This is a genomic window from Aneurinibacillus tyrosinisolvens (assembly GCF_001015055.1).
GTDB lineage: Bacteria > Bacillota > Bacilli > Aneurinibacillales > Aneurinibacillaceae > Aneurinibacillus_A > Aneurinibacillus_A tyrosinisolvens.
Map to the genome: position 1 here is coordinate 1 of NZ_BBWZ01000026.1, position 26,501 is coordinate 26,501.

24 protein-coding genes and 2 pseudogenes are annotated in these 26,501 nt (G+C 44.5%); 3 read left to right on the plus strand and 23 right to left on the minus strand.

All coding sequences use genetic code 11. The features are described from left to right. Positions 1-43: 43 nt before the first annotated feature. Both MBEAL2_RS29505 and MBEAL2_RS29510 read right to left on the minus strand, forming a co-directional pair. Positions 44-874: an LTA synthase family protein gene (locus tag MBEAL2_RS29505; RefSeq protein ID WP_052947834.1), complete on the minus strand. Its 831-nt coding sequence runs from the start codon at positions 872-874 to the stop codon at positions 44-46. Between the two features lie 17 nt (positions 875-891). Next, a complete protein-coding gene (locus MBEAL2_RS29510) occupies positions 892-1,791 on the minus strand; it encodes an LTA synthase family protein (protein WP_052947835.1) in 900 nt (299 codons plus the stop codon). A gap of 403 nt (positions 1,792-2,194) precedes the next feature. On the opposite strand from MBEAL2_RS29510, the gene MBEAL2_RS18990 reads away from it, so the two are divergent. Next, complete coding sequence (locus MBEAL2_RS18990) at positions 2,195-3,661, plus strand: potassium/proton antiporter (RefSeq protein ID WP_047153852.1); 1,467 nt, start codon at positions 2,195-2,197, stop codon at positions 3,659-3,661. Positions 3,662-3,706: 45 nt separating this feature from the next. On the opposite strand, the gene MBEAL2_RS18995 is transcribed toward MBEAL2_RS18990, so the two are convergent. From MBEAL2_RS18995 to MBEAL2_RS19070, 15 genes and pseudogenes are all read right to left on the minus strand, one after another. Continuing rightward, positions 3,707-5,677 carry a methyl-accepting chemotaxis protein gene (locus MBEAL2_RS18995; protein ID WP_047153853.1) on the minus strand — a complete coding sequence of 657 codons (1,971 nt, stop codon included), beginning with the start codon at positions 5,675-5,677 and terminating at the stop codon, positions 3,707-3,709. Between the two features lie 165 nt (positions 5,678-5,842). Then, positions 5,843-6,330 (minus strand): annotated as a pseudogene (locus MBEAL2_RS34385) (acyl-CoA dehydrogenase family protein); the annotation flags it as partial. Positions 6,331-6,357: 27 nt separating this feature from the next. Then, positions 6,358-7,206, minus strand: a complete 849-nt coding sequence (locus MBEAL2_RS19010) for a 3-hydroxyacyl-CoA dehydrogenase (RefSeq protein ID WP_173427727.1) — start codon at positions 7,204-7,206, stop codon at positions 6,358-6,360. A 19-nt stretch (positions 7,207-7,225) separates the two neighbouring features. Next, a complete protein-coding gene (locus MBEAL2_RS19015; protein ID WP_047153856.1) occupies positions 7,226-8,002 on the minus strand; it encodes an enoyl-CoA hydratase/isomerase family protein in 777 nt (258 codons plus the stop codon). Positions 8,003-8,022: 20 nt separating this feature from the next. Continuing rightward, complete coding sequence (locus MBEAL2_RS19020; protein ID WP_047153857.1) at positions 8,023-8,889, minus strand: 3-hydroxyacyl-CoA dehydrogenase family protein; 867 nt, start codon at positions 8,887-8,889, stop codon at positions 8,023-8,025. 1 nt (position 8,890) lies between these two features. Continuing rightward, positions 8,891-10,489 carry a long-chain-fatty-acid--CoA ligase gene (locus MBEAL2_RS19025; RefSeq protein ID WP_047153858.1) on the minus strand — a complete coding sequence of 533 codons (1,599 nt, stop codon included), beginning with the start codon at positions 10,487-10,489 and terminating at the stop codon, positions 8,891-8,893. A 16-nt stretch (positions 10,490-10,505) separates the two neighbouring features. After that, positions 10,506-11,675 carry an acyl-CoA dehydrogenase family protein gene (locus MBEAL2_RS19030; RefSeq protein ID WP_047153902.1) on the minus strand — a complete coding sequence of 390 codons (1,170 nt, stop codon included), beginning with the start codon at positions 11,673-11,675 and terminating at the stop codon, positions 10,506-10,508. A gap of 20 nt (positions 11,676-11,695) precedes the next feature. Then, a complete protein-coding gene (locus MBEAL2_RS19035; protein WP_052947836.1) occupies positions 11,696-13,483 on the minus strand; it encodes a branched-chain amino acid ABC transporter ATP-binding protein/permease in 1,788 nt (595 codons plus the stop codon). A gap of 12 nt (positions 13,484-13,495) precedes the next feature. After that, on the minus strand, positions 13,496-14,389 hold the full coding sequence (locus MBEAL2_RS19040; RefSeq protein WP_047153859.1) for a branched-chain amino acid ABC transporter permease: 894 nt from the start codon (positions 14,387-14,389) through the stop codon (positions 13,496-13,498). 12 nt (positions 14,390-14,401) lie between these two features. Next, positions 14,402-15,628, minus strand: coding sequence for an ABC transporter substrate-binding protein (locus MBEAL2_RS19045; protein WP_047153860.1), 1,227 nt, complete (start codon positions 15,626-15,628; stop codon positions 14,402-14,404). Positions 15,629-15,709: 81 nt separating this feature from the next. After that, positions 15,710-16,864 (minus strand): acyl-CoA dehydrogenase family protein, encoded by a 1,155-nt coding sequence (locus MBEAL2_RS19050; RefSeq protein ID WP_082130032.1) that lies wholly within the window; start codon positions 16,862-16,864, stop codon positions 15,710-15,712. Between the two features lie 60 nt (positions 16,865-16,924). Further along, positions 16,925-18,109 (minus strand): thiolase family protein, encoded by a 1,185-nt coding sequence (locus tag MBEAL2_RS19055; RefSeq protein WP_047153861.1) that lies wholly within the window; start codon positions 18,107-18,109, stop codon positions 16,925-16,927. An 84-nt stretch (positions 18,110-18,193) separates the two neighbouring features. Then, positions 18,194-18,910 (minus strand): ABC transporter ATP-binding protein, encoded by a 717-nt coding sequence (locus MBEAL2_RS19060; protein WP_047153862.1) that lies wholly within the window; start codon positions 18,908-18,910, stop codon positions 18,194-18,196. A gap of 216 nt (positions 18,911-19,126) precedes the next feature. After that, complete coding sequence (locus MBEAL2_RS19065; protein ID WP_047153863.1) at positions 19,127-20,806, minus strand: sigma-54 interaction domain-containing protein; 1,680 nt, start codon at positions 20,804-20,806, stop codon at positions 19,127-19,129. A 27-nt stretch (positions 20,807-20,833) separates the two neighbouring features. Next, a pseudogene (locus MBEAL2_RS19070) lies at positions 20,834-21,400 on the minus strand (RRXRR domain-containing protein); the annotation flags it as partial. 453 nt (positions 21,401-21,853) lie between these two features. On the opposite strand from MBEAL2_RS19070, the gene MBEAL2_RS19075 reads away from it, so the two are divergent. Further along, the gene (locus MBEAL2_RS19075; RefSeq protein ID WP_047153864.1) at positions 21,854-22,135 is read left to right on the plus strand and encodes a YkvA family protein; all 282 of its coding nucleotides are present in this window, start codon (positions 21,854-21,856) and stop codon (positions 22,133-22,135) included. Positions 22,136-22,137: 2 nt separating this feature from the next. Then, positions 22,138-22,818 (plus strand): TerC family protein, encoded by a 681-nt coding sequence (locus tag MBEAL2_RS19080; RefSeq protein WP_047153865.1) that lies wholly within the window; start codon positions 22,138-22,140, stop codon positions 22,816-22,818. 78 nt (positions 22,819-22,896) lie between these two features. Here the strand turns inward: MBEAL2_RS19080 and MBEAL2_RS19085 are convergent, their stop codons facing one another. The 6 genes from MBEAL2_RS19085 to MBEAL2_RS30415 all read right to left on the minus strand — a co-directional run bounded on the left by MBEAL2_RS19085 (position 22,897) and on the right by MBEAL2_RS30415 (position 26,461). After that, positions 22,897-23,106: an alpha/beta-type small acid-soluble spore protein gene (locus MBEAL2_RS19085; protein ID WP_152667849.1), complete on the minus strand. Its 210-nt coding sequence runs from the start codon at positions 23,104-23,106 to the stop codon at positions 22,897-22,899. 278 nt (positions 23,107-23,384) lie between these two features. Then, positions 23,385-24,671, minus strand: coding sequence for a hemolysin family protein (locus MBEAL2_RS19090; RefSeq protein ID WP_047153867.1), 1,287 nt, complete (start codon positions 24,669-24,671; stop codon positions 23,385-23,387). A gap of 173 nt (positions 24,672-24,844) precedes the next feature. Next, a complete protein-coding gene (locus tag MBEAL2_RS19095) occupies positions 24,845-25,207 on the minus strand; it encodes a spore germination protein GerPE (RefSeq protein ID WP_047153868.1) in 363 nt (120 codons plus the stop codon). Further along, positions 25,204-25,401 carry a spore germination protein GerPD gene (locus MBEAL2_RS19100; RefSeq protein ID WP_047153869.1) on the minus strand — a complete coding sequence of 66 codons (198 nt, stop codon included), beginning with the start codon at positions 25,399-25,401 and terminating at the stop codon, positions 25,204-25,206. The genes MBEAL2_RS19095 and MBEAL2_RS19100 overlap by 4 nt, the downstream gene beginning before the upstream one ends. After that, entirely contained in the window at positions 25,401-26,141 is a 741-nt protein-coding gene (gene gerPC / locus MBEAL2_RS19105) for a spore germination protein GerPC (RefSeq protein WP_047153870.1), read from the minus strand. Before gerPC ends, MBEAL2_RS19100 begins: the two co-directional genes overlap by 1 nt. 83 nt (positions 26,142-26,224) lie before the next feature. Further along, positions 26,225-26,461 (minus strand): spore germination protein GerPB, encoded by a 237-nt coding sequence (locus MBEAL2_RS30415; RefSeq protein WP_439644889.1) that lies wholly within the window; start codon positions 26,459-26,461, stop codon positions 26,225-26,227. Positions 26,462-26,501: the final 40 nt, after the last annotated feature.

A 26,501-nucleotide genomic window follows, 5' to 3' on the forward strand; every position in this document is an offset into this window, starting at 1 on the left:
AAATTCCCTCCTTTATGCTGCCTTTTTTATGAGATTCATTACTCTATTTATGTGGATTATTTATTTTAATAATAGTCTCACTGACAGTGAATGATTCAAGAATATGCTTCTTTTCATTGTCACCAATGGGTTTATCAGAAAGAATCGTTCCATTATTTAATAACGTATAATTCTTATTTGTATTTACAAGAACCTTACCCATAGCATAACCTTTATAATATTTATCATCTATTCCTAACAAGTAGCAAATGGTTGGTAAAAAATCAGTTTCATTTCCTAATATATTCATCGTTTTAGCGTGAGCGTAATTCTTCTGATAAATGATTAATGGTACTTTATAAGTCACCTTCTTCCATTCAGGTTTAATATCTTTTATTTTAGATACTTTATTAGCATAATACTTGTGGACACCCATATGATCTCCATATACAGCAACTACTGCATTGTCCAGTAATCCTTTTTTGTCTAATTTATCAAGCATTAGACCAAGTTGTTTATCAGAGTAGTGAACGGCTTGAAAGTAATCACCTAATATTGTATTTTGTAAAGATTTATCTAATTTTAGTTCTTGGAAGCTTTTTGCTAATTTAAAAGGTATATGGCTTGTCCCCATAACAGCTAAAGAATAAAAAGGCTGTTTCTGTTTCACTATAAAATCGGATACTTTATTTAAAAAACATCCATCCGATATACCCATTGGAGTGTATTCATTACATTTATAGTCAGGTTCACTGTAAAGATTTTTAAATCCGAGAGATTTATTGACTTCTCCCCAATTCCAAAATATTTTTTTATCAGGATGATAGATGCTTGTTCCATATCCATTATGATTTAATATCGTTGGAAGCGTATTGTATTTCAAATTAGGATACACATAAGCAACTGCACCCTCTACGGATAAAGGGATGTATTTGTTGCAAATTCAGCATCAGATGACGATCCCTCATTAATGATTTGGTGATAGTTGTTAAAATATAAGCTGTTTTTTAGCAATTTATTAAGGTTGGGCGTAATCTCCTGTCCATCTGCTTTTTCATTTATAACAAATTGTTCGAGCGATTCAAATTGAACGGTTAAAAGATTTTTCCCTTTAAACAAACCAGAATATTCATTATTGGGCAGTTCTTCTTTGTTTACTTTTATCCAGTCACTTACAGTTTGAATTTCTTTCTTACTAACTGTACGATTTTTAGACTTTATAAAGCTGTATATATCATAAACATGATATCCTATAGGGGATTGCGTTATCATGGTATCACTCTGCATATATCTTAAATGTTGAAGTTTAGACAATCTATTCTTATCAGTAAAACAATTTAAAGCAACAAATATAAGTATCACAAATAGGATAGGACTTCTCTTTACAGGTGAATTTCTTTTTGAGATTGCTATCATGATAGGAATTAAAACAATAATATCTATAAAGAGGGTGAAATATTTTAGATTTATCAGGCTTCCAATTCCACTTTTTGCTTCACTCACTGAAGCAAGTTCTTTAAGATGAAAAAGAGATAGAAAGCTGCTAAATCCGTTGTAAAAAACTAAATCAGCAAACAAAATTATTGTAATAATTACATCAATTGAAAATAAATACCAGGTTCTATGTTTACTCTTCATTAGAAAATAAAACGAAGTAACCAATAAAATAAACGAAATATAGATATAGATATTAGTAAGCGTAAATATGTATGTTGATATTGTATTCTTAAAGAGAAATATAAATGCAAAAGATTTAATTAGTAATACAAGAGACATGGTAAAATACACTAAGATGTCATTCGTTTTTTTCATAACTTAAAACACCACCTTTATTTTTTATAAAGGAAACAGAGAGCTTGCGGGCCGCCTCTTTTCGTAAATAGTTTGTAGTCGTGTACAAGCTACTTTCCCGAAAAAGGCACCTCTTTTTCATTTTTATTTACTTTTTTTGGCTAATCAACAGGTGTGCTTTAAGTATAACCATTTCATATACTTATAATTCGTAAGTTATAAAGAAACAATAAGGAATTAACAGAAATAGATAAAAATCAGCAATTATGCTTTAAGTATAACCGCTTCATAAAACAACAAAAGAGAGGGAATCCCCAAGCGGGTGACTACGTTTGATATGATTCAGTAAACAATAAAACAGGTAAAACTAAATGGAGCATGATTACGGCAGCAAAATGATTTCAATACAAGACAGGTGATCCTATTGGACTTCAATGCAGACAATATTATTTTTTTATTTTCTATCCTCCTCATCATTGGAGTCATTACAACGAAATTTTCCTCGCGGCTCGGGCTGCCTTCCCTTGTCCTCTTTATCGCCGTTGGAATGGCATTGAATCATTTTATTTATTTTTCCAATGCTTTTTTTACGCAGCTGTTTGGAATCGTGGCCCTTATCATCATCCTGTTTGACGGGGGAATGAAAACCAACTGGAAAAGCATTAAATCCGGAGTAAAACCGGCCATTTCGCTGGCTACAATCGGCGTGCTTTGCACAACCGCGGTCATTGGTTTTTTCGCAAAATACATCCTGAATCTTCCCTGGGTGGAAAGCTTCCTGTTTGGTGCCATCGTGGGTTCAACAGATGCAGCAGCCGTTTTCTCTGTATTAGGCAATAAAAATATTAAAGGCCGCTTAACTTCCACTCTGGAGGCAGAATCAGGAACTAACGATCCGATGGCCGTATTTCTTACGGTTTCTTTTCTTCATTTCGTCCAAAGCCCCCATGCAGCCCTGGTCCCCATGGTTTTAGAATTTTTTTGGGAAATGGGATTCGGCCTTGTCATGGGGCTATTGATGGGATGGATATCCGTTAAAACCATTAATAAAATAAACCTGGATTCGTCAGGGTTGTATCCTGTTCTGGCCCTTTCTTTCGCCATTTTGACGTACAGTTTAACGTCCCTATTCAGGGGAAGCGGGCTGCTGGCAGTATATGTCATGGCAGTGTATCTGGGGAGCTTTGATATTACGTATCGTTTTTCCATCTCCCGGTTTAACCAGGGATTTGCCTGGATGATGCAAATTTTTATGTTTATCCTTCTCGGGCTCCTCGTATTTCCGTCCCAGCTTATAAATATCGTTTGGCCAGGGCTTATCTTATCGTTTGTTCTCATCCTTATAGCCCGCCCGATCAGTGTATTTATTAGTACGGTTTTCAGTAAATTTTCGGTTAGGGAAAAGCTGTTCATTTCCTGGGCAGGGCTTCGCGGAGCGGTCCCTATCGTTTTAGCCACGTATCCGCTCCTGGCAGGCATTGAGCATGCTCAATTGATTTTTAATACTGTATTTTTCGTTGTCTTAACTTCCGCTTTAATTCAAGGCTCAACGATTTCCTGGCTGGGAGAAAAGCTGAAGCTTTCCCAGGGAGAGAAGGTACACCCTCCACATAGCATTGAACTTCTTTCGATTGGAAAGACCAATTTAGCAATGTTAGAAATACACATACCGCCTCATTCAAAGGCAGCGAATAGAGAAATTGGACAGTTGGATTTTCCGGATGGCGTACTGGTAACGGGGGTTATTCGCGGTGAAAAACTGCTCACTCCGAATGGCGAAACTGAGGTACATGAGGGCGACCACCTGTATATTTTATCGCCAAAAAGTAAACAGGAAGAAGTAAAAAATTTATTCATAACATCGTTAGAAGAGGTGCTTAGCAACGAATAAAGGAGCCTGTTTAGGCTCCTTACATTGTAGAAAAGCAGAAAAAGATTATACTTTAAATTTCCCAATCGCCTCTTGCAACTCTTCCGCCCTATTGGTTAACGAGGCGGCAGAAGCTGAAATCTCTTGCATAGAAGCGAGCTGTTCTTCCGTAGCTGCCGATACATGTTGTGTGCCGGCAGCGGCATCCTCTGCCACTTCTGAAATGAGGGTAATCGAATGAACCACATGCTCCGTGGCGGCAGAGATTTGCTGAACCGAAGAAGACACTTGTTCAATTTGGCCTGCCACTTCGCTTACCGAATGCTGGATTCGTTTAAACGATTCACCGGATAAATTAACAACGCCAATTCCTTCAACTACTTCCTTCGTCGCATGATCCATAGATTGAACCGTCTTATTGGTTTCTTCCTGAATGGCTGTAATGAGCTGTGCAATTTGCTGTGCTGAATTCGAAGACTGCTCCGCTAATTTACGCACTTCATCCGCTACAACTGCAAATCCTTTACCGTGTTCTCCCGCCCTCGCTGCTTCGATGGCGGCATTTAAAGCAAGCAGATTCGTTTGAGAAGAAATATCCGTGATCACCTGCACGATTTGGCTAATCTCATTTGAACGCTCACCCAGAACTTTGATGGAATCTGAAAGCTCGCTAAAAGTGTTGCCAATGGCGTTCATTTGCTCTATCGCCAATTGGATATTCTTCGCCCCTTCCTCGGCCCTTTCTGAAGTGTCCGCTGCAGAAGCAGTAACATGCTGTGCGTTATCGGCAATTCTCTGGACACCAGTTGCCAATTTGCCAATTGTTCTCGAACTTTCCTCCACACTTTGGGTTTGTTTGTCCGTACCCGCAGCCACTTCCTGAATCGTAACGGCGATTTGTTCCGTGGCTTTCCCTGTTTGCTCAGCGCTGGCAGATAACTGTTCGGCCGAAGCAGCCACTTGTTCCGCGTTGTCCCCAACCTGCCGGATCACTTCGCGGAGATTGGCTGCCATTTGATTAAAGCTATTTCCGAGCAGGCCTAATTCATCGTTCGACTTTACTTCGATGACTTCAGTTAAATCGCCCTGCCCTATTCTTTCAGCACCGTGAACCAGGGATTTTAGCGGTTTCGTGATAGAAGTAATAATAAAGTACACTGCGATGACTCCAACGATTAGGGCGATGAAAAGAACGAGAATCATTTTATAGAAGATAGGTGCTGCTTCTTTTTTTACTTCATCTGAGAACATCGTTCCTGCGATCTTCCAGCCTGTTATTTTGTTTGTTGAAAACACCATTTTCTTCGCTTTATTTTCATTTACATAGTCAAATTGCCCGGAGTCCGACTGGAACATTTTCGTTATCGCATCCGATTTCAACTGTTCTGTTGGCTTTGTCGTAGGATGAACAACAACCTTACTCCCCTTGTCCAGAATGAATGCGTATCCTTCCGTACCAATCTTCACCTGCTTCGTAATGGCAGCGAAGGTTTCCAGTTTGACTTCACATCCCAGAACCCCTGAGCCGTCTTTTACGGCTTTTGCAATGGCCACGACAAAATCACCGGTCGTTTTTGATATGTACGGACTTGTAACGATTACATTGCCTTTCTGTTTTATTGCCTCCTGGTACCAGGGTCTCTGGCGCGGATCGTATCCTTCCGGCATCTTCATTGCAGGAGCATTAATAAATAATCCCTCTGTACTTCCTACATAAATGTTTGAAATCTCAGAGTGCTTTGAGACGAAGGGGGCCAGGATATCTGTCCGCAGAATGGGCTCTTGGCCCTTATATGTACCAACTGTAATTCGATCTGCCAGGTAATCGATATTTTGTATCTCAGGTTCGATAAACCTATCAACCGTTGAATTCAACAATTTGACGGCTTCACTGGAAGACATCGTCATTTGCACATCAATTTTATCCCTTGATGTGTTATACGACGACCATCCAATCGCAAGACTTGGGATAAGCAAAACAACTAAAAACGAAATAATTAACCTGCTTCTTACCTTTAAACTAAAAACATTACGCATCACTTTCTACCTTTCTCTGCTGCTATTTTTATACGTACTTTTTAGTTTATCGGCAAGTTACACGAATTGTTTAAAGCTTAATGAACATTAGCTGTACTCTTGCCTTAATTGGGCGGCAATAATATTTTTTTGGATCTCCGATGTTCCTTCATAAATCTTGGTAATCCTTGCGGCAAGCCCTGCCCGCCCGTTCGCCAAAATCTTAAGGGCGTTGACGTATCCCTGCCCTTCTTCCCCCAGTACATTTTCTACCGGAACTTCCCAGTCTTCAAAGAACAGTTCCGCTGAGTGGGAGCCGCGCAAGCCCATTTTCTTTTCCATTTTGCCAACATGAAATCCGGGGAAGTCTTTTTCTACAATTTCCTGATCGTGCAAAGGCAGAAAGGCATCAAAGTCGGCAAGGCAGCCGGTTCGGTCTACAGCATCGAGGCTGGGGGTGGTATGCATCAAAAGAAAGGCAGAATACAAATCCCGCCGTATTGTTCGGGAATGCTTAATCCGAACAGCCCCATCTCTTTCGACACTTCCATAATTCGCTGTGGGATTTCATCGGTTTCTTCGATTTCCATGGCAATCGGTTCAACTTCATACTGTACAAAGTCGCGGACGCTTTGCTGCAGCAGTGTTATATCTTCGGACAGTTGAAAAATCATGAGAAGGTCCTCCTTTATTGTTTTCTATCAATCTGTATACGTATAGAAGCCTCTTCCTGACTTCCTGCCAAGCCGGCCCGCTTTTACATACTTTACGAGCAGAGGGGATGGGCGGTATTTCTCACCCAGGTGCTTATACAAATATTCCATATTGCGCAGGCGGCTATCTAAACCCACGAGGTCGGCAAGCTGCAGGGGCCCCATCGGATGATTAAGGCCGAGCTTCATCGCTTTGTCGATATCCTCGGCGGAAGCTACGCCTTCCATCAGCATATTCATCGCTTCATTCCCAATCAAACAGTTCATTCGGCTTGTAACAAAGCCGGGAAACTCATTCACTTCCACCGTTTCTTTGCCCATCTCTTCTGCCGTTTGCCTGACCAGTTGAACAGTTGCATCGGATGTATCAAGGCCCCGGATAATTTCTACAAGCTTCATCTTATGAACGGGATTAAAAAAGTGCATCGCTACACACTGTCCGGGACGGGAAGTAGAAGCCGCAATTTCTGTCGGGCTCATCGTAGAGGTGTTGGTTGCCAGAATCGCATGCCGCGGTGCGTACGTATCCAGCTGTTGGAAAATATTGATTTTCGCCTCCATTACTTCGATAATGGCCTCGACAACAAGATCGGCGGTTTGCACTGCTTCTATCAAGTCTGTTGTGTAAGATAAACGCTGTAAAGCGCTCTCCTTTTGTTCACCTGTAATAAAACCTTTTTCCACACTTGTTGACGCTTCCTTGATGATATATTGCTTCGCTTTATCAATCGCTTCGATTGAAATATCCTGCAGGATAACATCAAACCCGGCCAGGGCGGCCGTATAAGCAATCCCTCTTCCCATCGTCCCGCTGCCGATTACGGCTATGTTGTTTATTTTTATCGATTCCATCTTTTTATTTGCCCTGGAAATCCGCTTTTCTTTTATCAAGGAAAGCCTGGGTTCCTTCGTTTTTGTCTTCTGAAGCAAATAAGATAGCCTGGGCCAGCTTTTCTACGGATAGCGCTGTTTCCATATCCAGGTCAAAGCCGCGGTGGATCGCCAGTTTGGCTAACCGAACGGCCAGCGGTCCTTTTGCCATGATTTTTTCTGCCTTTTCTTTTACCGCCTGCCATAACTCCTCACCCGGAACACTTCGCGACACCAGGCCGATCCGTTCTGCCTGTTCCCCTGACAGCATGTCTCCGGTTAGAATCATATCAAGCGCCCTGCCTTTTCCGACAATGCGCGCCAGGCGCTGTGTTCCCCCGGCACCGGGAATGATGGACAGATTTAACTCCGGGAGCCCGATTTTAGCGTGGTGGGCTGCGATTCGAATGTCGCACGCCATGGCTAATTCGCACCCCCCGCCGAGCGCAAATCCGTTAATCGCTGCGATGGTCGCTTTGCTGCTGTTTTCAATTTCTCTATAAAAGGCGGACATGCCCGGAGCGAGGGCATCAAGCGCTTGCTTTTCCCTGAGCTGCCGAATATCAGCCCCTGCCGCAAAGGATTTCTCTCCTTCTCCTGTAAATACAATTACGCCTATTTCTTTATCCTCTTCAAGGGTTTGCAAAGCGCGCCTCATTTCTTGCAGCGTCCCTCCATCCAGGGCGTTTCTTACCTCGGGGCGATTGATTTTAATCATGCCGATCGCCCCTTCTTTCTGCAGTAAAATGTTTTCGTATTCCATTGCTTTTTGCCTCCTTGATTTTATGAGTACGTATAAAACCCTTTTCCTGTTTTGCGCCCCAATTCTCCATTTTGGTACTTTTCTGTGACGATTTTGGAAGGCCTGGCGGACTCATCGCCGGTCTCTTTGTAACGCTGCATTCTCACATCATAGTGGACGTCAATCCCTGTTAAATCAATGAGTGCAAACGGGCCGATCGGGTGGTTTAATGCTTTGGTACACGCCAGATCAATCTCTTCCGCGGAAGCGATTCCATTCTCTAATAAATAAATCGCTTCATCCATCAGCTTTCCGAGAATGCGGTTTGCTACAAAACCGGAAATTTCTTTCTGCAGAAGAATCGGTGTTTTATTAATTTTCCGGGTTAATTCCATTGTAACTTGCGCTGTTTCCTCAGACGTGTGGGGTCCCTGCACCACTTCGACCAGCTCCATGACGAGTGCCGGATTAAAGAAGTGCATGTTGCATACTTTTTCCGGGCGGTTCGTAGCATCTGCGAGCTTAGAGCTTATGATCGTCGAGCTGTTGCTGGCGATAATCGTATGCGCGGGCGCCAGCCGATCGACCTCGGCAAATAAAGCGCGCTTCGCTTCCAGTTTCTCAACAATTGCTTCAATGACAAAATCTGTACCCTGGACCGCTTCCTCCAAGGAGGTAACGAAATGCAAGCGGGAAAAAGCGTGATCCACTTCCTGAGCCGAGAGTTTCCCTTTGTCCACGCGCCGCTTCATGTGGCCTTCAAGCGATTGTTTCGCTTTGGCGAGGCTTTCTTCATTAACATCCTGCAGATACACATCGTAACCTGCCAGCGCGCATACCATGGCAATCTGCGATCCCATGGCTCCTGAACCAACAACAGAGATTTGTTTAATGTGATTGATGTCCATCCTATTTCCCCCTTTGTATTTCTTCTTCTACTAATTTACGGCGCAGGATTTTTCCGACAGCTGTTTTCGGCAGCCCTTCCCTGAACTCGATAATTCGGGGAACTTTATAGGCTGCCATTCTTTTTCTGCACCAATCCATTACTTCTTGCTCGGTTATGCGAACTGATTTTTTGGGTACAATGATCGCTTTTACAGCCTCTCCGCGGTACGGATCAGGAATGCCGAAAACGCACGCTTCTTCTACTGCAGAATGCTGATACAGGACTTCCTCTACTTCCACCGGATAAATGTTGTACCCGCCGGCAATAATCATTTCTTTTTTTCTGCCTACAATGTAGAAATAGCCGTCTTCATCCATTGTGGCGATATCTCCCGTGTACAGCCAGCCATCCCGCAGGGCAAGTTGTGTTTCCTCCGGCTTCTTCCAGTATCCGCGCATCACCTGGGGACCTTTCACAAGCAGCTCTCCCGGTTCACCAGGAGGCAGCTCCACTGTACCGGTTGCTATATCAACAATTTTGGCGTCTGTATTTGGAATGGGAATCCCAATGCTGCCCACTTTTCTTTGCCCCTGGGCAGGGTTGCGGTGGGTCACCGGTGAGGCTTCGGATAACCCGTATCCCTCGATAATCCTTGCTCCGGCCTTTCTCTCAAATTCTCTCAGAACTTCAACCGGCATGGGAGCAGAACCACTGTTGCATATTTTTATAGAGTCCAGCCCGGCTGCCTCGGAATCAGGATGGTGCAAGAGCGCAATATACATCGTAGGAACACCCGGAAAAAAAGTCGGTTTATGCTTTTGGATAATGTGCAGCGTTTGTTCAACTTGAAACCGGACCACACAAATAATCGCAGCTGCCGCGTAAATTGCGATATTTAAGGCGCTCGTCATCCCATACACGTGGAAAAAAGGAGAAATACTCAGCATTTTTTCACCCGGCACCTTGAAAATACCGGCGGAAAAGGCGAAGCTCTGGTAAACATTGCTGATTAAATTCATATGGGTAAGCATGACGCCTTTTGAACGCCCGGTTGTTCCGCCTGTGTACTGCAGAACAGCCAAATCTTTCTCCGGCTGAATTTCCAGTGGCGGCAGCTCGGAGCCGGCACTGGAGATTAAATCATAGAAATCATAATCGTCATGCCCGGGCTCACGATGAACAAAAACCGCAGTGAGCTTGCTTGAAAGGCCTGTTTTCTCCAGTTTTTCTTTCTGCTTATTGTGGCCGACAAACCACTTCGCCTCTGAATCGATAAGGATGTATTCCAGCTCGGTATGCTGGTAGGATGGGTTCACCTGGACAACTACGCCGCCCAGGCGGTGTACACCGAAATAAGCGATAATATACTCCGCGCAATTCGGCAGCATAAGCGCGATCCGGTCACCCTTTCTAAATCCCCGTTCATATAAAGCGGATGCAAAATGGTCTGCGAGATTTTTTAATTGGTAATAGGTTAATTCCTTATCGCCATCGATGACTGCTTGCGAGGCAGCGTACTCGTGTTCAGATCGTTCCAACAGGTTATAAATAGACAATGAAGGAATTTGGATGTGAGGAGAAACACTTTCAGGATAAAAAGCATGCCATGGTCTGTTCATATTTGTCACCCCTCTGTTACCCGTTTTTCTCCAATAGACGGGAAATAATAAGACGTTGAATTTCTGCGGTTCCTTCCCAGATTTGATAGATTTTTGCGTCCCGCAGCCATTTTTCAACCGGAAACTCTTTAATATAGCCGTAGCCGCCCAAAATCTGTATCGCTTCCATGGCCGATTTTACAGCTGTATCACCGGCAAATAGTTTTGCCATACTGCCTTCTCCCAGGCGGAAGGGCATTTTGTTTTTTACCATCCATGCAGCCCGCCAGATTAATAGGCGCGCTGCGTCGATTTCCATCGCCATGTCTGCCAGTTTAAAAGCGATCGCCTGCTGCTTAATAATCGGTTTGCCGAATTGCCTGCGTTCCCGCGCATATTCCAGAGCGTATTCATAAGAAGCCCGGGCAACCCCAAGGGCTGCGGCACCGACAGACGGCCTCGTGGCTTCCAGCATTTTGAGCGCGCCAAGCCCCGTGATATAAGTAGGAGAACCAGGTTCTCCTCCCAGGCGGTTTTCCAGCGGAATCCGGCAATCTTCCAGGATGACCTGGGCAGTATGGGAAGCCCGCACACCCAGCTTTCTTTCTTTGCGGCCCATTTTGAGGCCAGGTGTCCCTTTCTCTACGACAAAGGCTGCGACTCCATCCCAGCCTTTCGCTTTATCTGTTTGGGCAAAAATAACATGAATATCGGCAATTCCACCGTTTGTAATGAATTGTTTCGTTCCATTCAGGATGTATTCATTTCCGTCCGGCACAGCCGTTGTAGACATAGCCGCAACATCGGAACCAGCCCCGGGTTCTGTTAGCCCCATGGCGCCTAGCTTTGGATGGTCCGGATCGGTAAACATTGGAATATATTTTTGTTTCTGCTCTTCCGTCCCTGTTACGAGAATGCCGGTAGCCGCAAGGCCTGTTCCGTTAATGGCCGTTGCAATTCCCGCGCAGCCCCATGAGAGTTCTTCTGTAATAAGCAGGGAAGTAATCGGATCATCGAGTCCGAGACCGCCATACTTTTCCGGATAGCGGTACGCGGTAAGGCCCAGCTTTGCCGCCTTCTTGATAACATCCCATGGTACCTCTTCTGTTTCGTCGTACTCCGGAGCGACAGGCCGAATCTCATTTCTCGCAAAATCATGGGCTAATTTTTGAAACTCTTTTTGTTCTTCTGTAAGGCTGAAATCAATCATGCTAACCCCTCCCTCTCTTATCCTACTTTTCGATCGCCCAGATACGCTTGAATAACCTGTGGGTTATCCTGGATATCTGCAGGCGATCCTTCCGCAATAACACGGCCTGAATCCAATACAGTAATCGCGTTGGATACTTTCATAATTAACCGCATGTCGTGCTCGACGAGCAGGATGGTAACCCCTGCCCCGCGAAGCTTAATCAAAATATGCTCTAACTGCTCAATCTCAGTATTCGTTAACCCGGCTGCAGGCTCATCAAGAATAAGAAGCTTAGGCCGTGAAGCCATAGCCCTCGCGATTTCTAGAATCTTCTGATACCCATAAGGCAGGTCACCTGATTTGGCAAAAGCGAGCTCCTTCATCCCAAACCAATCAAGAATGCGCAGCGCCTCTCTTTGGCTTTCTTTTTCTTCTTTTACAACGCGGGGCAAAAGCATAGCCCCACCAAGAAAACCTGTTTTCCGCAGGTTGTGCTCGCCGATCATTACATTTTCGAGCACCGTCAGTTCTTTGAAAATCTGGGCGTGCTGAAATGTACGGGCAATCCCGATGCCGACTTTTTCGTGTAGCTTCAATGAAGTAATCGATTTACCCTCAAAGAGTACTTCGCCCTCATCGTACCGGTAAAGCCCGCTTATCGAATGCAGGCATGTCGTTTTTCCGGAACCGTTCGGACCGATAAGAGAATGAATGGTTCCTCTCTCTACCGACATGCTAACCCGATCGTTCGCTACAACACCACTGAATCGTTTGGTCAAGTTAACGATTTCAAGAATAGCCTGATGGTTATTTTCGGCGCCCTGTACTACACCTGGCTCATAGCCGCCCACCGTTTCTTTGGAGAGCTTCTCTTCATTGAAGAGGGTTTCTTTCGGCCGGTACGCTTTCGGAAGTAAACTCGCAATACCTCCAGGCAGTCCAACAATGAAAGCCAATAAAATAACTCCATAGATAATAAGGTGGTAGTCATCAAAGTTTTTCAAAGCTTCCGGCAGAAGGTACAGCAGAATCGTCCCGATAATAGGACCAATGACAGTCCCCATTCCCCCTAGAATCACCATAGCAAGCAGGAAAATGGATAAATGAGAGGTAAAAGAATCGGGACTTACATAATTGTTCGTGTGTGCATACATATTTCCACCGATTCCTGTAATAACAGCACTTAGAACAAAGGCGATTAATTTGTAGCGGTACCTTGAAATCCCCATCGCTTCTGCCGCCGTTTCACTGTCACGCAGCGCAAGAAAGGCCCGTCCGGGTCTTGTTCGAATAAGATTCCAGAGCAAAACAGTAATGACGGCGGCAAGAATAACAATCATGTAATAAATCCCTGTGCCTGTCAGTGAAAAACCAAACATTTCAGGGCCGGGAATCCCGCTAATTCCTGCGAACCCCCCTGTTAAATCTCCACCCTCGTTCATCACCTTTTCGATAATAATTCCAACGCCGATCGTTACCATAGCCAGATAATGGCCTTTAACACGAAGGGCGGGAATACCGATGAGCAGTCCAACAACGGCCGAACAGAGAATGGACGCCACAAGCCCCGCCAGATATGGCATTTCAAAATTCGTCGTTACGATGGCTGCCGCATAGGCACCAATGGCATACAATCCGGCGTGGCCGAGAGAGATTTGACCCGCATAGCCACTGAGCAGGTTTAATCCCTGGGTGACAATGACTGTAATGCCGATCATCTGTGCCATATGAATGTAGTAGTCGTTCGTTATAATAAGCGGAAAGAGCGCTAAAGCAAGCAGGAAGAGTCCTGCCGCTGCTTTTTTAACAATTGACGGATTCAAATCATTCCCCCCTTAGGCTTTCTCCTGGATGGCTTCGCCAAATAGCCCGTCCGGTTTTAAAGCAAGAACAGCGATGAGAAGGACAAAGGCAACAATGTCACGGTAGCCCGGAGAGAAAATGGAACCGGCAAACACTTCACATACACCGAGAACAAGTCCGGCGATAATCGCTCCGTGGCCGCTTCCGAGGCCCCCCATAATCGCAACGGCAAATCCTTTTAAACCAATTAAGAGCCCCATGGTGCTGCTGGCAAATGTAAGCGGACTCACCAGTATTCCAGCAATCGAGGAAACACCCCCGGCAATAGCGAAAGACAGGGAAATAACGAAGGTTGTTTTGATTCCCATATACTCTGCTGCCCGCCTGTTTACGCTGGTAGCTTTAATCATCATGCCAATGTAGGTTTTGTTTAACAGCACTTCGACCAAGAGTGCAATAATAAGGGCTGCCAGGAAAATGTAAATCTGATTCGTATCAATAACAGCGCCCATAAATGAAACGGTCCGATTGCCAAACGGGGCAGGAACCGGCAAAAACTCTTTGCCCCAGATTAACATTGCGACATTTTGCAGAATGATAGAGAAAGCCAGTGTGCTAATAATCCAGGCAATGCTGTGGCCTGCTACCTTCTTGCCCTGTACCGGCCGGTAAGCAACACGCTCTACAATGAGGCCGACAATGGCAACAACAATCATCGTAACCGGAATCGCCAGCAGGCTGGGAATATGTAAGCCGGTGACGAGCGAGAGGGTAACAAGCGCCCCCAGCATCACAAATTCCCCGGTCGCAAAGTTAATAATGTGGGTAGTAGAAAAAATAATATTATAGGCAATGGCGACCAGGGCATAAATACTGCCCATGGTCAGCCCAGAAACAAGCAATTGCGTAATAAGATCGGAAGTCATAGCTGGCTCCCCCTATTCATTCAATTGGTATATTTTATTGTCCTCAATTTTAACCATCCCGATATCTTTGCTTTCCCACGCTTCGTGATTGTCCGCACTGTATTGGAGCAGGTCTTTCGAAGCTATATTTTTATGCGGCAGGCTTTCCATCGCATCGCGGATGCCTGCAGGGTCGTTGCCTGCTTTCTCTACTGCACTAGCAACGATCATAGCGGCATCATAAGCGAACATAAGAGAACCGGCATCCTCAAGGGAATATCCTTTCGGGAAGTACTTCTTGTATACTTCATACGCATCTGTAATGCGCTGGGACAGCTTGCCTTCCTTCTGTGCACGCACATGATTGGAAGGCCAAATACTGATGTTTCCGTTTGCTGCATCTCCCGCTAATTCACGGAAATTCGTCTGCTGCATGGCGGTTGAACCAACCATCGGGACGGTGAAGCCAAGCTTTTGCTTCGCTTTTGCAATTTGAGCCTGATCGTGGCCGAGTGCCCAGACAACAAGCGCATCAGCCTGTGCTTGTTTTGCTTCCATTACCTGAGGCGTTAAATCTGAGGTACTCATTGGGAAACCGACTTCTTTAACCGGTTTTACTCCGGCTTTATCCAGGGCGGCTTGAATTTCCTTTAGACCGCCTTTTCCATATGCTGTTTCATCGTGCAGGATGACCGGCTTTTGGATGCCTTTTGCTTTTAAGTAGCCGGCAATTGCGTCTGCCTGGGTATAGTCAGGCGTAGTTGTCCGGAAGAAATAATTTTTATCGCCTTTTGCAAGCTTCTTTGCTTCTTCTCCAATCTTTGAACCTGTAGCTACCGGGTCAATGAGAGGAACCTTGGCCTTGAAAACCTCGGGAAGCATAGCCAGGGCATTGGAAGTGTTCGTTGGACCAATGATGGCTGAAACACCTTCCTTATAAAGGAGATCTTTCACCAGCTCTTTTGCCTTCGTCGGGTTCGCTTCATCATCGCGAACGATGACTTCAAACTTATATCCATTAATGCCGCCAGCATCATTTATTTTGTTAAACGCAGCGATGGCTCCATCCAGATATTGGCCAAGCGTAGCGGAAGCTCCTGTCCTTGCTCCGATAATCCCGATTTTCACCGTTTTGGAATCGCCGGAAGTGTTTTTGGCGGGAGCGCTTGAAGTCTGTTTGCTATCCGTGCGGGTACAACCGATTAATATGGCGATAACGAGCATCATGCTTAATAATATGAAAAATCCCTTTTTTATCATTGGTTCCACCTCAATCTCATTTTTTATTTAGGCATAAAAGCAAGATAAAGATAGCGCTTCCATAATTCCTGGTATGCATCGTTATTTCGCACACTCCTCAAATACACGCTGGGAGATGATGATCTTTTGGATTTCATTCGTTCCTTCATAAATTTTCGTAATGCGTGCATCACGGTAGAAACGCTCCACCGGGTATTCGGCCATATAACCCATTCCCCCATGAATTTGCACTGCTTTGTCTGCTACTCTGTTAAATACATCTGTGGCAAACAGCTTCGCCATGGAAGCTTCTTTAATGGCTTTTTTTCCGGAATCGATAAGCGAGGCCGCCTGGTAGGTCAGGGCACGGGCCGCTTCGGTTTCGGTAGCCATCTCCGCTATCATCCACTGTATTCCCTGATTTGCGGCAATCGGTTTGCCAAATTGCACCCGCTCCTGGGCATAGCGTGCAGACATTTCGATCAACTTCGCGCAGGAACCGACCGAACGGGCGGCAAGCCCTACGCGGCCCTCCCCGAGAATACGCAGGGCGGAGGAGTAGCCAAGCCCCACTTCGCCAATGACGTTTTCTTCCGGCACTTCACAGTCTTCAAAAATGATTTGAGAAGTGTAGGAACCACGTAATCCCATTTTTTTATCCGTTTTCCCGACAATAAGGCCAGGAAAATTTTTTTCAACCAAAAAAGAAGTGATACCGCCTTTGGCTCCTTTTTCTTTATCCGTTACAGCAAAGACAGTAAAAACATCGGCGATGGGGCCGTTCGTAATGAAATGCTTCATGCCATTAAGAATCCACTTATCTCCCTTTTTTACTGCCTTCGTCGACAGATTAGTGGCATCCGAGCCGGCACCGGGCTCGGATAAAGCGAACGCAGCAATTTTTCTTCCTGCCGCCATATCAGGTAAATATTTCGCTTTCAAGGAATCGGAGGCTAATTTTACGAGCCCGGTACTTCCGATTCCGGTATGGGCGCTAATAAGAGAAACAAAACCATTGTGCGTACGGCCCAGCTGCTCAAGAACGAGCGCTTTCCCCACTGTGTTCAAGCCGATTCCCCCGTACGCTTCCGGAATGCTTAAGCCAAACATGCCGAGCTCCTTCGCCTTGTCTACTAAATGCTGGGGAAGCACATCTTCTTCTTCAATTTGCTGTGCATAGGGCTCTACTTCATATTCGACAAAATCCCGCACCATGTTTTTTATTTGTTCTAATTCCTCGTTCATTGTCACTATCACGTTATGTCCCCCTTATGTTCTCATTATTGTGTTATTTTTTTGATACATAATTGTATCAATTCATAATATTTTTTCTATTGCGATTGCCATTCCCTGGCCTCCGCCTACACAAAGTGTGGCCAGTCCGAATTGTTCATTGCGGCGCTGCATTTCGTGCAGCAATGTCACAATGATTTTTGCCCCGGTTGCACCAAGCGGGTGCCCTAAGGCAATTGCCCCACCATTTACATTGACCCCCTCCATATTCAGGCCTGCTTCCCTTATCACGGCCAGGGATTGAGCGGCAAATGCCTCATTCAATTCAATCAATGAAAAATCTGACAGGTTCATGTTTATCTTCCCTAGAAGTTTCTTTATCGCCGGTACGGGGCCGATTCCCATGACCTCAGGGGAAACACCCGAAGCAGCCCAGCCGATAATTCGCGCCATTGGGGTAAGGCCAAGGCTTTGTGCCTTTTCCTTTGACATCATAACAACGGCCGCCGCCCCGTCATTTCTTCCGCATGCATTTCCTGCTGTCACTGTTCCACCTTGCTTAAATGCCGGTTTTAACGCCGCCAATTGCTCCATTGATGTCTCCCGCGGGAATTCGTCCGTGTCAAATAAAACCGTTTTCTTTTTTTGCTTTACTTCAATTGGTACAATTTCGTCTCTAAACTTTCCGGTACGAATAGCGATGGCCGCCCGCCGCTGGCTCTCCAGGGCGAAGGCATCCTGGTCTTCCCGTGTAATCCCATATTTCTCCGCAACGTTCTCTGCCGTTATCCCCATGCCAAGCCCATTTCCATATGTTTCAACCGGCTGCTGCCCGTTTTCAAGGTTAGAATCTACGAGCATCGGATTGCCTTCCCCAAAACGGGAATTGCGAAGATAAATCGGAGAGCAGCTGAGGCTTTCCGCCCCTCCCGCCACTATAACATCGGCCTGGCCAAATGCAATTTGCTGGACGCCGGATGCGATAGCCTGCATGCCTGAGGCACAGAGGCGATTCACAGTATACGCTGTCGCTGTTTCCGGAATACCGGAACGAAGCGCAGCAACACGGGCCATATTGGATGACTCTGTTGTTTGGCGTACTTCACCCATAATGACCTCGTCCACCAGTTCCGGGTTTATTTGTGCACGCCGTATCGCTTCTTTGATGGCAATGGCTCCCAGATGGCCTGAACTCAAGTCTTTTAATGTCCCGCCAAACTTACCTACCGCTGTCCGTACAGCCGATACAATCACAATATCGTTGTTCATCTTATCCTCCCATTTCCTCTACTTCATTTGGATAAATAGTGTATCCGCTGCGTCACATGTTCTGTTCCCCTCCCGTGCCGTTTGTTAGCTAACCTGCCCCAAATACACTTGTTTGACATACGTGTCATTGATAAGATCCGCCGATTTTCCTTCTACGGCAATTTTGCCGGTTTCAATCGCATACGTCCGGTGGCTGACCTCCAGGGCACGGTATGCCTTTTGCTCCACGAGCAGTACCGTTAATCCCCTGCTGTTTAAATCCGCAATAATAGAAAAAAGATTATCAACAATATTAGGTGCAAGACCAAGGGTAGGTTCATCAAGCATTAGTAATTGCGGATTTGTCATTAGTGCTCTGCCAACTGCCACCATCTGCTGCTCCCCTCCACTAACCGTCCCTGCTTTTACTTTTAAGCGTTCCTTTAATCGTGGAAATAAGTCGAGCATTTCTTCGGCGCGTCCGATTACGTCTTTTTTGCTGCGAAAATAGTTCATATATCCACCCATGAGAAGGTTTTCCCACACGGTTAAATGAGGAAAAATTTGCCTTCCTTCCGGAACAATCGCAATCCCTTTCTTAACCGTCTCAGAAACGGAACACCCGGTGATCGAACGGCCGAGAAACTTCACGTCACCTCCCGTAGGCTTTAATTCCCCTAAAATCGATTTTAAGGTCGTAGATTTCCCGGCACCGTTACTTCCTATAATCGCAACGATTTCTCCTTTCTCTACATGTAGAGTAATGCCGTGAAGAACCTGGATTTTTCCATACGCTGCGGCAAGCTGATTCACTGTGAGCATCTAGTTTCCCCTCCTCGTCTTTCCTGTTATATTTTGAATTGCAAATGTGATGCCAAGCCATCCCGCCTGTTCCACAGGCTTTTTATAAGGGAAGAAAACAAACGATACAGAATTGAATTAATTTCATTGCTTTACTGCGTCTATTTTGTATTACCGATTCATAAATGTATTGTTCGCCATATAATGCCAAATAAAAAAAGCACTGGACCAGTGCTTTTAAAAATTGTATTTTTTAAGTTTTCGTACGATGGTAGGCTGGCTCGTTCCTAACACCTCGGCCATTCGATAGGTGCTGGGGAAATTTTTAACAGCGAGTGCCAGTAATTCCCGTTCGGCTACTTCAACTGCTTCCTTTAAGGTTGTTATTTTTGTATAACGGACAGGCGATTTTTCATTTTCTTTATACTCAGCAGGCAAATCGTTCGCTGTAATCACTTTCGAGGTAATCGTAAGGATCAGCCTCTCCACGAGGTTTGCCATTTCGCGGACATTGCCCGGCCAGGCATAATGGTAGAGAAACTCCCGTAAACTGCGGTCGAATTGTTTAGAAACTGCGTACTTATCGTTTAATTTATCTAAAAAATAGTGGATGAGCGGGAGAATATCATCCCTTCTTTCCCGTAAAGGGGGAATCAAAATAGGAAGCACATTCAGACGGTAAAATAAATCTTCTCTAAATTCCCCCTGGCTTACCATTTCTTTGAGGTTTCGATTGGTAGCTGCAATCACCCGTACATCGACATTTTTTGGCCTTATGCCGCCAATACGCTGGATTTGTTTTTCCTGCAATGCGCGCAGCAGCTTCACCTGGAGGGCAAGCGGCATTTCCCCTACTTCATCGAGAAAAAGAACGCCCTTGTGAGCCAATTCGAACATCCCTGCTTTTCCGGTCCGGTTCGCTCCTGTAAAAGCACCTGCTTCATAGCCGAATAATTCCGATTCAAGAAGTTCATGCGGAATAGCCCCGCAATTAATTTTGATAAATTCCCCTTTTTCATGCCGGTTTCCGGAACAGTAAATATGTCTTGCCAGAACATCCTTTCCGACACCGGTTTCCCCGAGAAGGAGAACGGTCGCATCAAAATCCGCGATGCGTTCACTCATGTCATAAATCTCTTTCATTGCCTGGCTTTCTATGATAACGTTTTCGTTTTTCAGTTTGTTTGATTTTAATCTTTCCAGCTCTTTCTTATATTGATTGTTTAGTTCGTGCACCTTCTCCAATTCCTTCTGAAGCGCGTTTAGCTCGGAGAGATCCCTTATGTTCGTGACTACTTTTTCAATTTCGCCTGCCTCGTTAAAAATAGGGCTTCCGGTCATCAGAGTTTCTCTTCCTGCGAAATTTTTTTGTATGACACTTACCGGCTTTTTCTGCTCGACTACTTTGAAAGTAACCGTTTCCTTTAAAATCCCTCTATCAACTAAAGCGTTAACGTTTTTTCCAATATAGTATTTTTTAGGAATTCCGGTAACCCGCTCAATGGCGGAATTCGTTTTCAGGGTGATTCCTTCTCTATCGGTAATATAAATGACATCATAGGAATTTTCGATAATGGTATCCAGTTCATTATTTATTTTACCTAATTGTGCAATTTGCTCTTTCAAACAATAGACCTGCGAACCATCAACAAGAAGGTAAAGGAGCAGATTCTCTGAGCTCCAGGTAAAGTTTCGATGCAGTATAATAAAATGGTTATTGCCAATTTCAACGAGTCCGATATCAGGTGATTGCGTTTTCCACCGGGCGAATATTTCTTCTGCCTGCATGCCTGCTTTGATAAAATTTTCCTCACATAGTCCAGAGAACAAATGGTTATAGGCCTGTACGCTCCCCTGTTCATTCGTAATCAGGACCGGAAGGGGAAAGCGCTCCAGCCATTCTATTTGTGTGTTCATCTAAATCGGCAAAGGATACCCCGTCCTCTACAGGGCGGGGAGGAATTCGCCTTGCCTCCTCTCGATTAATAACGTCGTGGCTCGTTCAACGACCTGTAGTTTTTTGTAGCTGGCACTGGCATGTATCCGTGTGCCATCCAGCTTTCGTACATCAAAATACCCAGAGCTTCTTCGCCCAAAGATAAAACACTCCTGTCCTTCGAAGCACACCTTGTCGAACAACTGGAACCCATGCACCCACTTCGGAGCCGTATTTTTCTGCCGGCAGCCGCCTTTGCGTGATTCCCGGTGATGCACGTTGAGAATTTTGTCTTTTGACTTGCCTTTACAGTGCTGGCAGGTGTGATTATCCCGCCACAAGACGTATTCTCGCACGTTCCAGAAGCCAAGCTGATTACCCTGCTGATACTCGGTTTCCTGTATCAGCGGGTTCTTGATTTTCTGAATGTCAAATTGGGCCACCTCGATGGTGAGTTGACGAATGGGCAGAAGACGATGCAGGCGGTCAATCAGCTTGAGATGGCTGTCGACCTTGTGTTGCACCGACGGTGCAAGCCAGCCTTCGGGCTTCCTGCGATTCAAAAAGCGGGCTTTCCGGTATCTAAGGAACCCAAGCTAGTCAATCAGGGCTTTGATAAGCCCCCACTTCAAGAACCGTTAGGTTCTAAGTGGCGGGTAATTGACTATGTACCGTGCTCCTTTTTCTGATTTATCACGGCTAACCATTCATAAATATTGTAACAACAAATAATAATATTGTCTATTTTTAGAATATTTTTCACCCAGTCTTATTAGATTTTGAAAAATTCGGCTTGACTTATAGGAAAAATGTATTTATGATGTAAATAAATAGTATAGTATTATTCCTTTAAAGGGGAGTAGCTGTACAGCAAAGTCGTCAATTCAGGGTTTCCGCCCTCGGCTTTGTTGGCAACGATTGAAGTTGTTAGCGAGACCTTTACCGGTATGGTAAAGGTTTTTATTGTTTAATGACCTTTACCTTCATCTGGTAAAGGTCATTTTTATTTTTTAAGAAAGGAGAATAGTATGGGCAAGTTCACAAGGAGACTGCGTTTTATTCTTAACGTTAAACGATTTCTTCCGTTTCTATTCGAATTCTTTACCTCAAAAAGAGTTCCGATGCGTAAGAAATTATTTTCATCGTTATTGGTGATAGGTTATTTTTTATTTCCTTTCGATGCTATTCCGGATTTTTTAGCCTTCTTCGGCATCTTAGATGACGTAGCCGTATTGACTTTTGTTCTCCAACGAATCGTAAAAATATCGCCGAAAGAATTAAAAGACAAATATGATATTAAGGAGTGGTAGTAATGGATTTCTTCTCTCCAGAGTTCTGGTCAGCGCTGTTTGCCATTGTTATTATTGACCTCGTTTTAGCAGGAGATAACGCGATTGTCATCGGGCTTTCGGCACGTAACTTGCCGAAAGATCAGCAGAAGAAAGTGATATTTTGGGGAACGGTTGGAGCCATTGCCATTCGTTCATTGTTAACGCTGGCTGTTGTATGGCTGATGAAAATTCCGGGTTTATTGCTCGTTGGAGGCTTACTGCTCATCTGGATCGCGTATAAGCTTCTTGTCGAAGAAAAGGACCACGAAAACGTGAAAGCAGGCGCGAGTTTATGGGCGGCCGTTAAAACGATTGTCGTTGCAGATACCGTGATGGGATTAGATAACGTGCTTGCCGTTGCAGGTGCTTCCCACGGAAGCTTTGTCCTTGTTGTTTTGGGGCTATTAATCAGTGTGCCGATTGTAGTCTGGGGAAGTACACTGATTCTTAAATGGGTAGAACGTTACCCGGCTATCATTTATATTGGAGCAGGAGTGCTGGCCTGGACCGCCTCTAAAATGGTGGTAGATGAACCTTTTCTAAAAGGCCTGTTCGAAGACAATTCCATCCTTAAGTGGGGATTAAGCTTTGTTATCATTGCCGGGGTTCTCTTCTTTGGCAGAGTGAAAAATCAAAGTAAGAAGGTAGAAAACGCTTTGTAAAGTGGAAAACACAGAAGAAAGAGGAGCGATCGCATTCGCTCCTCTTCATTGCCATTATATTCGGTTTTAAATCATTGATTAACGAACTGCGCCTCCGCCGAGTTGTGACTCAGCTAGTGTAATCATACGCTTTACCATTTCTCCACCAACGGAACCGTTTGCACGGGAAGTTTGGTCAGCACCAACCTGGATACCAAACTCTGTTGCGATTTCATACTTAAATTGTTCCAGTCCCTGTCTTGCTTGAGGTACGAGAAGTTTGTTTCGACCGCCACTGCGTCCTGACATTGTTTTCATCTCCTTTATTGAGGATTAGTTACAAGGTTTTAACCTTGTAACTGTAGCTTTATATAAAAAGCATGTTCTTATGCACTGTGTGTAATGGAAAGTGTTGGATAAGAAAAAGGATGGGACCTGCAGATCCCGCCCTTTTTCTTATCCTACCGGTTCTGTAGGTGGAGAAATGGTAAATCTCCACCTCTTTTAGACTATCCAACATTTTATTAAATTATTATGATGAGGAAAAATCCAAACCGTGCTAGCTGCTTCTGTTTGGATCCTGACTGTTACTGAACCTTTACTATTTCAATCCGCTTGATTTGCAGCCCCTCGGTTTCCTGGACTTTAAACTGCCAGCCCTCATGTTCTATCTGCCTTCCTTCTTCAACTTCGGGAATATGGGCAGCCACCCACCCGCCAATCGTATCAAACTCCGGATCAGCCTCAATTCCCGTTAATTCCTCCACTTCAGTAAGCAGCAATTTATTATCCAGGACAAAATGATTTTCTCCTATTTCCTCAACGGGAGGACGTTCGTCCGTATCAAATTCGTCGCGAATCTCTCCCACGATTTCCTCCAGTATATCTTCCATCGCCACAAGCCCTGCTGTTCCCCCGTACTCGTCAATAAGAATGGCAACCGAGGTTCCTTCTTCCTGCATGTTTCGCAGGAGCTTTTCTATCGGGGTTGCTTCATTAACAAATAAGGCCGGCCGAACAAGTGTCTTCGTGTCGAAGTCCTTGTCTTCTAAGTATCGCATAAGAAGTTCTTTCGTATGTAAAATCCCAATAATATGATCCTTATCTCCATCGGCTACCGGGTAGCGTGTAAAGCCCTCTTCACGAATTGTCCGTAAGTTCTCCTCTACCTCTGCGCCAACATAGAGGCAGGCCATTTCCGTCCGCGGCACCATAATTTCACGGGCAACCCGTTCATCGAACTTAAAAATATTGTTTACATATGTATACTCAACAGCGTTAATTTCTCCACCTTCCAAACTTTCAGTCAGAATGAGACGCAGTTCTTCCTCCGAATGGGCATGTTCATGCTCACTGGCCGGTTTCAGACCGAATAAACGAGCAATAAACCTGGCGGAGCCATTTAACGACCAAATAAACGGATACATAATTTTGTTGAAGTTGATAAGCGGTCTTGCTATCCACAAACAAATATTTTCTGCTTTTTGAATGGCAAAGGTCTTGGGCGTTAATTCCCCCAGAACGACATGCAGGAATGTAATGATTGAAAAAGCAAGGATGAAAGAAAGGGGGTTCGCTACTCCCTCCGGAACATTCCACTCCATAAATAAAGGGTGGAGTAAATGATGAATGGTCGGTTCCCCCAGCCAGCCGATTCCCAGCGCAGTGACCGTAATGCCAAGCTGGCAGGCAGATAAATATCCGTCCAGGTTCTCAAGGATTCGCTGCACGGCACGTGCCGATTTGTTTCCTTCCATCGCTATTTGATTAACCCGGGTAGGCCGCACCCTAACCAGCGCAAACTCTGCCGCAACAAAGAAAGCTGTTGCAATAATTAAGATTGCGACCAAAAGTAAATTAATAACTTCGTCCATCGATTCCCCGAAGGGTCACCTCCATAATTCCCAATGATTCCTTATTTGTATTCATACCTCATTATACCATTATACTGCCTATTCTTTAGCTTTATATATTTCTATTCCAAAAGTTTATAATCTTTCTACCGCTTGGACACATTCACTAATTAAAACGAACACCTCTTAATTTTTTAGCGAGATTGGCGAATTTGTTTATACCGGGCTTCTGTATTCATTGATTGATTAGAACCAACTTGAAAAATTGAGGATGAAGAAATATCCACGACGTTGACCTGATTTACTTTAATCCACGGGGACTTGTTCTTTACAGTCATGTCAACATTTTCTTGAACAGTAGGTTGGGAAATAGGAATACTGAATACTGAGTAGTGGGAGAAATCTGCTTCATTTTCAGTAAAGGCAGGAAGATCACGTTCTAGTTCAATTGTTTTTGAGCGAGGTTTTACCTTGACTGCATCCCCTATGTGAACGATAGCGCTTGATGAAACACTGAGAATTTCAATCTTTTTAACAACTGATATTCTTACACTCACAATGAACGGCCTCTTGCTGCCGGTGGTGACGGAGGAACCTGTGTCCCGGTTACAGGCGATTCAGGTGGCGCCTCGGAAACAGAAGAACAAGTAATGACCTTCGTATCCCCTATTAAAAAAACGGAAGAAGTAGAAATTTCGAGAATCCGGATGTTTCCAACTGAAAGTTCTTTATTAATTACACTCATTTTCATTAAGTCTCATTCTCCCCACTTGATAATGCACGAACATAATTTTCAATTCCAGTTCGAATATCTCTTCTTACTTTTTTAATGATGGTTTCCCTTACAGAATCCGAACGAGTGGCAGCACCATCTTTATTCATTTCATTGAGATAATAATAAATGCGATCATCCATCTGTCTTCTAATATCTTCAATGATAAATTGGTGAGATTCCTCATCTAATTTGTATTTATATTTTCTTTCCATCGCATTGATTTCTTTAGGAAGTTCTCGTTTTAAATAGTGTTCAAGCTGATTTTTAATCTGGCGGAAAGAATGTGATTGTTGAGGTTGAAGCGGGACATCTTCAACCGTTTGGTCATTGGCAGTCAATTGATCAATGTTTCCTAAACTATTAGGAGTAACGCCAATATTTAAAGTTCCTTCGAGTTTCTCAACCTTTAATTGGTCGAATTTGTATTCCATTTTTTCTACAATAACCGGGCGCTGGGTTTTCAACAGGCTAATTTCACGCTGCAGCTGCTGAACTGTCTTTGCCAGTTGATTTATTGATCCTTGCTGCTGTGCGGCAACTTCATCCTGCAGTTCCCGGATCCTCTCCTCTACTTGAGCGATCGGCGCTTCCTGTTCTACGGTAACTTTTTCCTGCAACTGCTGAATAATCGTCTCTAATTGGTTCATTTTCTCGGTTTGCCAGTTTATATGGGCATACATCTGTTGAAAAAATGATTGCATATTACCGGGATACATACAACTGACCCCCCTTTGCTTTATCCTATGCAAATAGGAGGATGGGTGTTAGCCCATAACGAAATGATTTATTACAAAGGAAATCACCTTGGAGCGGGCAACGGTACTAAATGAGCCTGTGATTGCCTGGATGTTTCAGGTTTTGCGGCAGGTTCGGCAGATTCACCTGTATTATATACGTTAGACAGAGGCTTGATTATACCGGCACTTCCAATTTGCAGAACGGATGAATTTGTAACGCTATCCACTCGTAAGCTGTGAATAACAATGCTTTGATGAACCGTTAGATTAGGTATATTCCTCTCCTCCTTTATTCTCACTTAAATCACATCTGTATTGTTCGAATCTGCAATATCTTCA

Coding starts and splice junctions, on each gene's coding strand:
- MBEAL2_RS29510 (WP_052947835.1), bottom strand. CDS start 1,791: ATGAAAAAAACGAATGACATCTTAGTGTATTTTACCATGTCTCTTGTA.
- MBEAL2_RS19025 (WP_047153858.1), bottom strand. CDS start 10,489: ATGAACAGACCATGGCATGCTTTTTATCCTGAAAGTGTTTCTCCTCAC.
- MBEAL2_RS19055 (WP_047153861.1), bottom strand. CDS start 18,109: ATGAACAACGATATTGTGATTGTATCGGCTGTACGGACAGCGGTAGGT.
- gerPC (WP_047153870.1), bottom strand. CDS start 26,141: ATGTATCCCGGTAATATGCAATCATTTTTTCAACAGATGTATGCCCAT.
- MBEAL2_RS19100 (WP_047153869.1), bottom strand. CDS start 25,401: ATGAAAATGAGTGTAATTAATAAAGAACTTTCAGTTGGAAACATCCGG.
- MBEAL2_RS19040 (WP_047153859.1), bottom strand. CDS start 14,389: ATGACTTCCGATCTTATTACGCAATTGCTTGTTTCTGGGCTGACCATG.
- MBEAL2_RS19090 (WP_047153867.1), bottom strand. CDS start 24,671: ATGGACGAAGTTATTAATTTACTTTTGGTCGCAATCTTAATTATTGCA.
- MBEAL2_RS19075 (WP_047153864.1), top strand. CDS start 21,854: ATGGGCAAGTTCACAAGGAGACTGCGTTTTATTCTTAACGTTAAACGA.
- MBEAL2_RS19065 (WP_047153863.1), bottom strand. CDS start 20,806: ATGAACACACAAATAGAATGGCTGGAGCGCTTTCCCCTTCCGGTCCTG.
- MBEAL2_RS19045 (WP_047153860.1), bottom strand. CDS start 15,628: ATGATAAAAAAGGGATTTTTCATATTATTAAGCATGATGCTCGTTATC.
- MBEAL2_RS19085 (WP_152667849.1), bottom strand. CDS start 23,106: ATGTCAGGACGCAGTGGCGGTCGAAACAAACTTCTCGTACCTCAAGCA.
- MBEAL2_RS18995 (WP_047153853.1), bottom strand. CDS start 5,677: ATGCGTAATGTTTTTAGTTTAAAGGTAAGAAGCAGGTTAATTATTTCG.
- MBEAL2_RS19080 (WP_047153865.1), top strand. CDS start 22,138: ATGGATTTCTTCTCTCCAGAGTTCTGGTCAGCGCTGTTTGCCATTGTT.
- MBEAL2_RS19020 (WP_047153857.1), bottom strand. CDS start 8,889: ATGGACATCAATCACATTAAACAAATCTCTGTTGTTGGTTCAGGAGCC.
- MBEAL2_RS19015 (WP_047153856.1), bottom strand. CDS start 8,002: ATGGAATACGAAAACATTTTACTGCAGAAAGAAGGGGCGATCGGCATG.
- MBEAL2_RS19060 (WP_047153862.1), bottom strand. CDS start 18,910: ATGCTCACAGTGAATCAGCTTGCCGCAGCGTATGGAAAAATCCAGGTT.